The following is an 11007-nucleotide window of genomic DNA, read 5'->3' on the forward strand; positions in this document are numbered from 1 at the left end:
GACCCGCGTGGCATCCGGCCCACGGGCCGCGCAGGCTTTGGTTTGACTGGGGCATTGCCTTATTTTGGACCCTTCAGTCAACTGGCCGCACAGAATTCCGTTCTCTTCGCCCGGCCCTATCCAGCGATCGGATATCACACCATGAGCTTGCTGCTGACCTTGCTGCTTCCGGTGGCAGGAGTGTGGGCGGCCCCGACCGATGCGGGGCAAAGCGCATTCAACTTCAGTCCGGGACACGTGACCGTGCTGCTCTTCATTCTGATGATGGCGGCACTGCTGTTCTGGTTCTTCGACCGCATCCGGCGCCATCCCGAGAGCCTCTTCGTACGGCGCATCGCGGGCATCGACGCCATCGAGGAAGCCATCGGCCGCTGCACCGAGATGGGACGCCCACTGTTGTATGTGCCCGGCATCGAGGACATGCAGGACATCCAGACCATCGCCTCGATGCTGATCCTGGGCAAGGTGGCCGAGACCACGGCGCGCTACAAGAGCCAGATCTACGTGCCCTGCCGCGTGCCCTTCGTGATGAGCGTGGCCGAGGAAATGGTGCGCCAGGGCTTTTACAACGCGGGCCTGCCCGAAGATCATCGCCCCGAGAACATCAGCTTCATTTCCGACGAGCAGTTCGCCTTCACCGCCGGAGTCAACGGCATCATGATGCGCGAGCGTCCCGCGGCCAACCTGTTCCTGGGGCGCTTCTTCGCCGAATCGCTGATCCTCTCCGAGACCGGTTTCCAGGCCAAGGCGATCCAGGTGGCCGGCACCGCGGAAGTGACACAGCTGCCCTTCTTCATCGCGGCCTGCGACTACACCCTGATCGGCGAGGAACTCTTCGCGGCCTCGGCCTACCTCAGCCGTGATCCAAAACTGCTGTCCAACCTCAAGGCCACCGACTGGTTCAAGGTGATCTGCATCGTGCTGATGGTGCTGGGGTCCGTGCTGGTCACGATGGACTCCCTCGGCCTGCGCGGAACGGATTTCAGGCCCGCCCACTTCATCGACTGGTTCCAGATCTGATGCCTCACACGGAGTTCTGCGCATGAAAAAGGAAATTCCCCTGCTCATCACCTTCCTGCTGGGAGCGTGGATGATCTTCGAGAACTTCGCCACCATGGACTGGGTGAGGGAGAGCCGTGAGACGCTGAACAACGGCGGCATCATCATCATGTCCTTCACCTACATCCTGGGCCTGTACAGCCTGCTGCACGTCAACATCCACAAGATCCGCCGGGGCGAGGACGTGGTGCACAAGGTGGCCCTGCTCTCCAGCCTGTTCCTGATGGTGTTTCTGGGATTCTGGAAGGGAGTCACCGCGGGCACGCCCTTCGACTGGATGTATCTCAAACTGTACGTGCCCCTGCAGGCCACCATGTTCAGCCTGCTGGCCTTCTACATCGCCAGCGCCGCCTTCCGCGCCTTCCGCGCACGCAGCATGGAAGCGACCCTGCTGCTGGTGTGTGCCGCTTTCGTGATGATGGGGCGCATCCCGATGGGCGAGCGCATCTGGGGGGCTTTCCCGGACATTTCCGACTGGATCATGAACTTTCCCAACCTGGCGGGCAAGCGCGCCATCCTGATCGGCGCAGCCCTGGGAGCCATCTCCACCGGACTGCGGGTGATCCTGGGCCTTGAGCGCAGTTATCTCGGAGGAGACAACTGATGCTGCAGTTGCTGAATCGCTTTCTGGCCATCGATCGCCGCTGGATCTTTCTGCTGATGGGGCTCTGCATCCTGGGCCCGCTGCTGATGCCCATCGGGCTGCCCTTCACCACGGACCAGGCGGTGGTGAACATCTACGACGCCATCGAGCAGCTCAACGAGGGCGACAACGTGATCGTGTCCTGCGATTACGATCCCGGCTCCAAGCCCGAGCTGCAGCCCTTCACCGAAGCCCTGTTCCAGCACCTCTTCCGCAAGAAGCTGAACGTGGTGGTGAGCTGTCTCTGGCCGGCCGCCCCGCCACTGGTGGAGCAGGCCATCCAGAAGGCGCTGGAGCTTCCCGAGATCGCGGCCGACCCGCCCGTGCGTGATCTGAACTACACCAATCTGGGCTACAAGGATGGGCGCCAGCTGGTGATGCTGTCCATGGGCGAGAACATTCACTCGACCTTCCCCAACACCTACGGTGGCACGCCCATTGGCCAGGTTCCGCTGATGCAGCAGCTGCGCCGTCTGGGAGACTTCGACCTCTTCGTCAATGTGTCCGGCGGCAGCCCCGGCACCAAGGAATGGGTCGAGACGGCCCAGGGGCGCTTCGGCCTGAAGATGGTCGCCTCGTGCACGGCCGTGATGGCCCCCGACAACATTCCGTACTACGAGAGCGGGCAGCTGATCGGGCTGGCCGGCGGCATGAAGGGCAGCGCCGACTACGAGACTCTGGTGGGCGTCAAGGGCGGATCCGCCACCCGCGGCATGGACGCGCAGAGCGCGGGCCACCTGCTGATCATTCTGTTCATCATCCTGGGCAACGTGGCCTACTTCGGCACGCGCAAGCGGGGAGGTCGCTGATGTTCACCCTGGACATGCTGGGGGCGCTGCTGGTCTGCGCGTCCACCCTGATGATCTTCAGCTTCCTGTACCAGGACAACCCTTTCTACAAGTTCGGCGAACACGTGTTCGTGGGCATCAGCGCGGGCTACGGGGTGGCACTGGTCTGGTTTCAGGTGCTCAAGCCCAACCTGGTTGACCGGCTCTGGATACCGCTCTCCGTGCTCAAGCAGCGCATGTTCGAAGCGGGCGAGCTGTCGCCCTCCGAGTTCATCGATTATCAGCCGACCTTCGGGGATCAGGTGCATTACGCCCACGGGCTGTATCTGGTCTTCCTGCTGCTGGGCGTGATGATGCTGTTCAAGATCAGCCAGCGCCTCAACTGGGTCAGCCGCTGGCCGCTGGCCTACGTGATCGGGGCCTTCGCAGGCATCCAGGTGATCCAGGCCACCCAGGGCAGCCTGATTCCCCAGTTGCAGGCCACCATGAAGGATTTCAGTGGTCGGCCCGTGGTCGTGGCCATGATCCACGACACTCCGATGCTGCCCGCCGCTGAACTCGACGCCCGTGAGAAAGAACTGCGCCAGTACATGCAAACCTGGTACGGCGAAGAGATCGGCAACGAGTACGCGGCCTGGCTGGTGGAAAGCCTGATGGGAGACATGCGCGACAGCGAGCTCTTCCGCACCCGCCCCCGGGAAGTCTTCCTGCGTTTGCCCCTGAAACTGGACCAGTTGCTCCTGGAAGCCGAAAGCGTGGAAGAGCGTCTCTGCGCGGCCGCCGGCGGTGAATCACCGCGCAGGGCTCTGGCCCGGGCGCGCCTGCTGGCCGAGGGGCGTACCGATGTGAGTGACAGTGCGGTGGCCAGCCTGGCCGCGTCCCCCGACAGCCTGTCCCGCGGCTGGCCTGTGGCCGGACTGGACCATCTGGAACTGCTGCCCTGGCAGGATCGCCGACTTGGCTTGATGTTCCGCATCTCGCAGGAAAACCTGCGTGGCGAAAAGAAGCTGGCCATGCTGTTGAGCGACATGGGGTTGCCCGGGGATGCCGCCGCTCGGGGAGCGGAGGTGCTCAGTCGGCCTTCGGGGCGACCTTCGCTGATCCAGCTGTTCAAGCAGGAAGGCATCGCCGCCGGCACCGTGGTCAACTGGGAGAATTCCCAGACCGTGTCACTTGTCGATTCCCTGCTGGGCGGGGTGAACCCGCGTGCCGACCACTTGAGTGAATGGACCCCTGCACAGATTCGTGATCTGGAAGACCGCCTGTCCGCTGCAGGAGGAATGAAGAGCCTGGTCCAGGAACTGAAACTGCGTCTTGATGCGCTGGACGGACTGCTGCTGGGCGAGTTCCAGCTGCCCCCGGAGCGTCGCGAGGCCGTGCGTGCGGGCGTGTTGTCACACTGGGTGAACACCCTGGTGCTGGAAGCGGACCAGCAGCGCCACACCGAACTGGTCGAAGGCGTGCTGGCCTACTGCAGCGCGGAGTTGCTGACCGATTTCAACGAAGAAGAATTGCAGGCCTTCAGGGCGAACCCGCAGGGCGTGGCACCCATCGTGGCCGGTCTGGACGACGGCAGCGCCACCACCTTCGGACGCCTGAGCCAGAGCGTTGCCGGTCTGCTGGGACAGGACCTGCGTGACCCGGCCGATTCCCTGCGCCTGCGTATTCTGCTGGATATCCTTTCCAACCTGCTGGTGCTGGTGGGGGTGTGCACGGGCGTGTTCTACTTCTTCTTCAGCAAGAAGCAGGAAGGCGGCATGGGCGTGGTTTCGAAGATCGGCATCGCATTTCTGATGATGAGCTTTGGTGCCAGCTTCGGTTACACGGTCATGGGGCGCATCAGTCTGGCCATTGGGCGCATGCAGGACATGCTGCTCTTTCCAAAGGTCGCGGGCATCTGCCTGCTGGTTCTTGTGGTGGCGCTCGTGATCCATGCCCGGCTGAACCCTGAAACCGAGAACCGTCGATGAGAGTGCTGGTCACGGGTGGTGCCGGATTCATCGGGGCCAACTTCATCCTGCGGCAGCTTGAACGGCAGCCCGGGCTCTCCGTGATCAATCTGGACGCGCTGACCTACGCGGGCTGCCGGGAGAGTCTGGCCAGTCTGGAAGGCAATCCGCGCCACGAGTTCGTGCATGGCGACATTCTGGACGAGGCTCTGCTGCGCACGCTGATGCCACGGGTGGATGGCGTGATCAACTTCGCCGCCGAGAGCCACGTGGACCGCAGCCTCAAGGACCCCGAACTGTTCCTGCGCACCAACATTCTGGGCGTGCGTACCCTGCTGGATGCCGTGCGTCACGAGAATGCCCGCCGCGGAGGCTCGCTGCGCTTTCACCAGATCGGGACCGACGAAGTCTACGGCGATCTGGGCGAGAGCGGCGGATTCTTTCGCGAAGACACCCCGCTGGAACCATCCAGCCCCTACAGCGCCTCGAAGACGTCCGCCGATCTGCTGGTGGGAGCCTGGCGCCGCACCTTCGGGCTGGATGCGGTGATCACACGCTGCAGCAACAACTACGGCCCGCTGCAGTTTCCCGAGAAATTGATTCCCCTGATGATCTGGAAGGCCGAACGCGGCGAGAGTCTGCCCGTCTACGGCCAGGGACTGAACGTGCGGGACTGGCTCTACGTGGATGACCACGTGGACGCCATCTGGGAAGTCTTCACCCGCGCGGAGAATGGCTCCGTCTACAACATCGGCGGGGCCAACGAGTGGCGCAACATCGACATCGTGAAGCTGATCCTGCAGGAACTGGGCCGGCCCGAGAGCCTGATCCAGTTCGTGCAGGATCGTCCGGGCCACGACATGCGCTACGCCATTGATGCCGCGAAGATCCGCCGTGAACTGGGCTGGAGCCCGGCGGTGGATTTCGCCAGCGGCCTGAAGAAGACCATCACCTGGTATCGGGAGCACACGGAATGGGCGGATGCCTTGCGACTGCGCGTACACGCGGGACAGTGATCCTGCTGCTGACTCTGCTGGCCGGAATGGCTTGGGCACAATCGAGCCTGAGTCCCGAGCTGGCACGCATGCTGGGCGCGCCCGCGGAGAACAAAGCAGCGCTTCCGGATGGCCTCGCGCTGGAATCTCCCGTGGACCCCGCGACCTACATGCTGGGCCCCGGTGACCGTCTGGGCCTGTTGTTCTACAATTCCGCACGCACCCAGCTGAGCCTCAGCCTGGGCAGCGATGGCTGGCTCACCCTGCCCGGTCTGGGACGCTACGACGCCCGTGGGCGCAGCCTGCAGGGCTTTCTGGAGGAGTACGATACCCGTCTGGCGCGCCTCTACGATGCCGACAGCCTGTCGCTCTGGATCGAAGCCCCACGCCGGATCCGGGTCTTCGTGGGCGGCGCCGTGCTCGCGGGGCGGGAGGTTGACCTGCCCTATCTGTCGCGGGTCAGCACGGTACTGGAAAGCGTGGCGCTGGACATTCCCGAACCCACGACTCCAGTGTATTCCAGCACCGAACCGGAACCGACAGCCAGCCTGCGCAATGTGAGCATCCAGCGTGGCACCCAGAGCCTGCGTGCCGACCTGCAGCGCTTCATGAACAGCGGCTCTCTGGACACCAACCCTCTGCTGGAAGCCGGGGACCGGATCATCTTCGCCTACAAGGGGCCGCTGGTGCATACCGAGGGCCCGTTCCGCCAGGTTCTCGAGGAAGTGGACTTCGTGCCCGGTGACACACCCGAAACCATCGTGCAGGTTCTGGGCGGCCTGCAGCCCGGCAGCGAGGGTGGGCAATTCGAGGTGGTGCGCCAGGACAGTCTGGGCCGCAACCCGCGCAGCTTCGTCTTCGCTTCCGGGGACGCCTTGATGGCCAACCTGGCCCTGCAACCCGGCGACAAGCTGTATTACCGTGCGCTGGACAACCGTGAATTCTATGCGGAAGTGACGATCTCCGGTGAAGTCCTGCTGCCCGGAGGATACTCCATCGACAACGGAGTGACCACGCTGGGCGACATCCTGCGTCTGGCGCGTCCCCATCCCGGACGAGCCGACCTGAACGGCATCCGCATCTACCGCGAACGCGAGCACGACCCGGAACTGGCCTATGTGCGCTCCGCCGAGGCGGCCGCCAGTGGGCTGGACCCCATCGAAGTGAGCTACCTCAAGACGCGCGTCACCGGTTCGGGCGGGCGCATCAGCATCTTCTACGACGAGTCGATCCAGGACATGGACCAGCTGCGCCTGCAGTCCGGCGACAACATTCTGGTGACCCGGCGCAGCGACGATGTGGAACTGGTGGGCGCCCTGTCCAACCAGGGCCGCGTGGTGCAGCGCGATGGCTGGAACGTGTCCGACTACATCTCCTCGGTGGGTGGCCGCATCAAGGGCGCCCAGATGAACCGTCTGCGGGTGCGTTCGCGCGACAGCGACCAGTTCGTGCCCGTGCGCCGCGGCTACCACCCGCTGCCCGGCGACGTGATCTTCGTGCCCTACGAGGAGCCGCTGACCGCCTACGAGGTCTTCCGCGAATCGCTGACCATCGCCACCCAGATCCTGACCGTCGTGCTGGTGGTGCGAGGTTTCTAGTCTGGACACGCCGCGAGCAGCGCACGCGCTCCGGCCGCGCCCGGAGCCATTCTCCGGGAGCCGGGCATGACAAGACGCTGGGACACCGAGAAGTTCTTCCTGCTCAGCGTGGATGCGGTCTCGATCGCCACGGCCACTGCTCTCACCTGGTGGCTGCGCTACCGGTCCGGGCTGTTCTCCGACCCCGAACCCTTCACCCTGCCGCTGACGGCCTATGGCCTGCTGACCCTGTTCTGGATCACGATCTTCGCCCTGCGCGGCCAGTACCGGCGGCTGTACCACTTCAGCCGCTTCCAGAGCCTTCAGCAGGTGGGCGCCAGCGTGCTGGTGGGGCTGATGCTGCTTTTCGTGATCACCCTCGACCCGCGCCAGCCCCTGGGGCCGGGGCGGCTGCTGCTGCTGGGCTACGGGGGAGTGGTCTTTCTGGGGGCCGGGCTGGGGCGCGTGCTCTTCCGCACGGTGCAGAAGCGCCTGCTGGAGCGTGGCGTGGGCCTGCGCCCGACCCTGATCGTGGGCGATGGCGACACGGGACGCGAACTGCACCGCCAGTTCCTGCGGCATCCCGGCATGGGCTACCGGGTCATGGGCAGGCTGAGCGCACCCAGTGACACACGCGCGACCAGCGACGGCCCGGACGCCGCGCGGGGCGCGCTGGCCGAACTGCCGCACCTGCTGGGCGAGCTGGGCATCACCGAGGTGGTGGTCACCTCGCCCGGGCGCGAGGTGCTGTTCCAGGTGATCAGCGACTGCGTCCAGGCGGGAGTGGAAGTCCAGATCGTGCCCGACCTCTACGACCTGGTGCTGGGCAGCCACAAGGCCACGGATCTCTGGGGCCTGCCCATGATCCAGGTCTTCCCGCACCTGATGGCGCCCTGGCAGTTCCTGCTGAAGCGCCTGCTGGATCTGGGCGTGTCCAGCGTGATGCTGCTGCTGGGCCTGCCGCTCTTTCTGATCTGGCCGCTGGTGCTGGCGCGCGTCTCGCCCGGTGGCCCCGTGATCCATCGCCAGCGCCGCACGGGCCGCGGCGATCGCGACTTCACCCTGTACAAGTTCCGCACCATGGTGGACCAGCCCGACAGCGCGGTCGCAGCTCTGACCTCCGAAGACGACCCGCGCGTGCTCGGCCCCGGCCGCTGGCTGCGCCGCCATCGCCTGGACGAGTGGCCCCAGTTCCTGAACATCCTGCTGGGCCAGATGTCGCTGGTGGGCCCCCGCCCCGAACGGCGCGAGTTCGTGGAAGACTACATCCGCCGCTGGCCCCTTTACGCCCGCCGCCACAACGTGCGCCCCGGCCTGACCGGCTGGGCCCAGGTCAAGCAGCACTACGACCAGAGCGTGCGCGCCCTGGACGACAAGCTGCTGCTGGACCTCTTCTACCTGGAAAACATGAGCCTGGCCCTGGACCTGAAGATCCTCCTGTTCACCATCCGCACGGTCCTGCGCGGTTCGGGGCGTTGAGGGGCAACTGCTCCACCATTGGGGTCATTCCCGTGAAAGGGGCGCACAGCATGTGGCGGCCGACATGGCAACCCCGAGTGGTTGCATCGCACACCGCTGCTTCCGTCGCATCCGATAAGCCGTTACGTTTTCCATTGCGGCGGGGCGTTGATTCCGGATCGGGGAACGACCACCCAAAACGTTGCTTTGGGCTATCCATGGGGTGCCCCTCAGGGGCGGATTATGTGGTGTGGACAACAACAAATTGAAGTCGTTGCGAGTTACACGCGCAGTTACCCGCCCCGCGTCATCCGTGTACTATTGAATTGGATTGGAAAGTGCGCCGTACGAAGCTTAGACTTCGACCACTCCCGCGACTATGTTCACTCCTCTGCCTCACGAACATCGCCACTCTGTTCGAGGTCCCCGAGCACATCCTCGATCTGCGCGAGGGCTGACCGCAAGTCGTCTGCGATTTCCTGCGCGAGTAGGTGTGGATCTGGAAGGCTGGCGGAATCTTCCAGGCTCTCGTCGCGGAGCCAGGATAAATCCAGACTGACCTTGTCGCGATTGAGAATCTCGTCGTAGGAAAACGGTCTCCAGCGACCGTCGGGAGTCTGCTCGGACCAGGTTGCCACACGGCGGGTTCGACCCTCGGGGCGGTAACATTCGACGAACTCGTCGAGGTCGGCGCGGGCCAGTCGCCTCGTCTTGAGCGTGAAGTGCTTGTTGGTGCGCAGATCGTACACCCAGACAACCTTCGTCCAAGGCTCCTTCGCGCCGGGCTTTCGGTCGAAGAAGAGCACATTGGCTTTCACACCTTGAGCGTAGAAAATGCCAGTAGGAAGCCGTAGAAGAGTGTGCACTTCACATTCATTCAAGAGGTTTCTGCGCACTGTCTCACCGGCTCCGCCCTCAAAGAGGACATTGTCGGGCAAGACAACGGCGGCGCGGCCATGTATCTTGAGCTGCGACTTCACATGCTGAACGAAGTTGAGTTGCTTGTTCGATGTCGTGGTCCAGAAGTCCGGCCGGTTGTAGATGAGCGTCTGACGGTCAGTATCGCCCTCATCATTCACGATCGTGATCGATGACTTCTTGCCGAAGGGCGGATTGGTGATGACCACATCGGCGTGAAACGAGGGCTCGTCGCGGAGCGCATCGTCGCTCACGATCGGCGGTTCGTGTTCGCCTCCCCTGGAGGAAGCAGTGCCGTCGGGGCCAATACCGTGGAGGTATAGGTTCATCCCGCATAGCCGCGCCACATTGGGAACCAACTCGATGCCGCGCAGAGCCTCGAAGCGCAGGTGGCGCTTCTGGTCACGGTCCAGCTCGGCGTGGCCCTTGATGTATTCGTGCGCTGCAAGCAGGAAACCTCCTGTGCCGCATGCAGGGTCGGCGACGACCTCCCCGGGTTGCGGACGCACGCAGTCCACGATCGCGTCGATGACGGCGCGCGGCGTGAAGTACTGGCCCGCGCCGCCCTTCACGTCCTGGGCATTGCGCTCAAGCAAGCCCTCATAGGCGTCGCCCTTCACATCGGCGGACATCGAAGACCAGTCTTCCTTGCCGATCAGTTCCACCACAAGCTGGCGCAGCTTGGCAGGGTCCTGGATCTTGTTCTGCGCCTTCTCGAAGATCAACCCAAGCATTCCGCCTTGCTGACCCAGCACGCGCAGTGTCTCGCGGTAATGCTGTTCCAGCTCGACACCTTCCATCTGAGGTGCGGCGAGGTTGGCCCAGCGATAGCCTTCGGGGATGGTCTGTTCCTCACTTGTGAGACGCGCACGCTCGTCGGCCATCTTCAGAAAGAGCAGGAAGGTCAGTTGCTCCAGATAGTCCTGATACGAAAGACCGTCGTCGCGCAGGACGTGGCAGTACGACCAGAGCTTCTGGACGATTCGGTTGGCGGCGTCTTTCATGATGGATAGACTCCATTCTGTCCGGTAGACTGGTTGAGGAAACTCAGCGCTCGCTCCAAAGTACCGAAGCATGATAGACCGGATGACCTGAGAGTCGCGAAGTCAAGCATACGAGTCATCGGCAGTTGGTCCAATGTTGGCTTGTAGGTTCGATTCCTGGGGAATTGCTGCGTCAGCCATTCCTTTACGCCACGATGTGCTTCAAAGGAGTCAGCCACCCACTCGGCATCCGCCTGAAGTCCTGGCCGACCATCGAGATGCTTTCCTCGAATCTTGTCTATACAAGGCAGAAAAAGCACCTCGTACTCTGGGTTCAGCAACACAACGGCTGCAGGAAAAGGCAGGTTCAGTTGACGTACCCATTCCGCGGTCCGGGGTCCCAGATCCTTGGGGCATCCATCGTCCTCGTCACGGAGAATCAGCAACAACTCCGCATCCGGCTTCGATCGAATAAAACTCGCGCCTCGCTCGACCGCATCCTTACAATGCAGATTCGGCCATCTGATTGGGGGAGCCCAATGCAGCTGCAACCCAAGATCCGCCGAAAGTCGGGCAATCAGGTTTCCTGCCGCATGGACTTCACCCTCGCCTTCGACGAGCATGTACCCCTTGTGAG

9 protein-coding genes are annotated in these 11007 nt (G+C 63.4%); 7 read left to right on the forward strand and 2 right to left on the reverse strand.

The window, feature by feature from the left end; all coding sequences use genetic code 11:
• Positions 1–141: 141 nt before the first annotated feature.
• From H6678_05115 to H6678_05145, 7 genes are all read left to right on the forward strand, one after another.
• On the forward strand, positions 142–1020 hold the full coding sequence (locus tag H6678_05115; protein MCB9473173.1) for a hypothetical protein: 879 nt from the start codon (positions 142–144) through the stop codon (positions 1018–1020).
• A 22-nt stretch (positions 1021–1042) separates the two neighbouring features.
• Entirely contained in the window at positions 1043–1663 is a 621-nt protein-coding gene (locus tag H6678_05120; protein MCB9473174.1) for a hypothetical protein, read from the forward strand.
• Positions 1663–2511, forward strand: a complete 849-nt coding sequence (locus H6678_05125; GenBank protein ID MCB9473175.1) for a hypothetical protein — start codon at positions 1663–1665, stop codon at positions 2509–2511. Before H6678_05120 ends, H6678_05125 begins: the two co-directional genes overlap by 1 nt.
• Complete coding sequence (locus H6678_05130) at positions 2511–4460, forward strand: hypothetical protein (protein ID MCB9473176.1); 1950 nt, start codon at positions 2511–2513, stop codon at positions 4458–4460. Before H6678_05125 ends, H6678_05130 begins: the two co-directional genes overlap by 1 nt.
• Positions 4457–5455: a dTDP-glucose 4,6-dehydratase gene (rfbB, locus tag H6678_05135; protein ID MCB9473177.1), complete on the forward strand. Its 999-nt coding sequence runs from the start codon at positions 4457–4459 to the stop codon at positions 5453–5455. Before H6678_05130 ends, rfbB begins: the two co-directional genes overlap by 4 nt.
• The gene (locus tag H6678_05140; GenBank protein ID MCB9473178.1) at positions 5413–7032 is read left to right on the forward strand and encodes a hypothetical protein; all 1620 of its coding nucleotides are present in this window, start codon (positions 5413–5415) and stop codon (positions 7030–7032) included. Before rfbB ends, H6678_05140 begins: the two co-directional genes overlap by 43 nt.
• Positions 7033–7098: 66 nt before the next feature.
• Positions 7099–8490, forward strand: a complete 1392-nt coding sequence (locus H6678_05145; protein MCB9473179.1) for a sugar transferase — start codon at positions 7099–7101, stop codon at positions 8488–8490.
• A 362-nt stretch (positions 8491–8852) separates the two neighbouring features.
• Here H6678_05145 and H6678_05150 read toward each other — a convergent pair whose 3' ends face one another.
• Together H6678_05150 and H6678_05155 are read right to left on the reverse strand one after the other, a co-directional pair.
• Positions 8853–10391, reverse strand: a complete 1539-nt coding sequence (locus H6678_05150) for an SAM-dependent DNA methyltransferase (GenBank protein MCB9473180.1) — start codon at positions 10389–10391, stop codon at positions 8853–8855.
• The gene (locus H6678_05155; protein MCB9473181.1) at positions 10388–10993 is read right to left on the reverse strand and encodes a DUF4276 family protein; all 606 of its coding nucleotides are present in this window, start codon (positions 10991–10993) and stop codon (positions 10388–10390) included. The genes H6678_05150 and H6678_05155 overlap by 4 nt, the downstream gene beginning before the upstream one ends.
• Between the last annotated feature and the right edge of the window lie 14 nt (positions 10994–11007).

This window comes from Candidatus Delongbacteria bacterium, assembly GCA_020634015.1.
Taxonomy (GTDB): domain Bacteria; phylum CAIWAD01; class CAIWAD01; order CAIWAD01; family CAIWAD01; genus JACKCN01.

Coding starts and splice junctions, on each gene's coding strand:
- H6678_05125 (MCB9473175.1), top strand. CDS start 1,663: ATGCTGCAGTTGCTGAATCGCTTTCTGGCCATCGATCGCCGCTGGATC.
- rfbB (MCB9473177.1), top strand. CDS start 4,457: ATGAGAGTGCTGGTCACGGGTGGTGCCGGATTCATCGGGGCCAACTTC.
- H6678_05120 (MCB9473174.1), top strand. CDS start 1,043: ATGAAAAAGGAAATTCCCCTGCTCATCACCTTCCTGCTGGGAGCGTGG.
- H6678_05155 (MCB9473181.1), bottom strand. CDS start 10,993: ATGCTCGTCGAAGGCGAGGGTGAAGTCCATGCGGCAGGAAACCTGATT.
- H6678_05145 (MCB9473179.1), top strand. CDS start 7,099: ATGACAAGACGCTGGGACACCGAGAAGTTCTTCCTGCTCAGCGTGGAT.
- H6678_05140 (MCB9473178.1), top strand. CDS start 5,413: ATGGGCGGATGCCTTGCGACTGCGCGTACACGCGGGACAGTGATCCTG.
- H6678_05115 (MCB9473173.1), top strand. CDS start 142: ATGAGCTTGCTGCTGACCTTGCTGCTTCCGGTGGCAGGAGTGTGGGCG.
- H6678_05150 (MCB9473180.1), bottom strand. CDS start 10,391: ATGAAAGACGCCGCCAACCGAATCGTCCAGAAGCTCTGGTCGTACTGC.
- H6678_05130 (MCB9473176.1), top strand. CDS start 2,511: ATGTTCACCCTGGACATGCTGGGGGCGCTGCTGGTCTGCGCGTCCACC.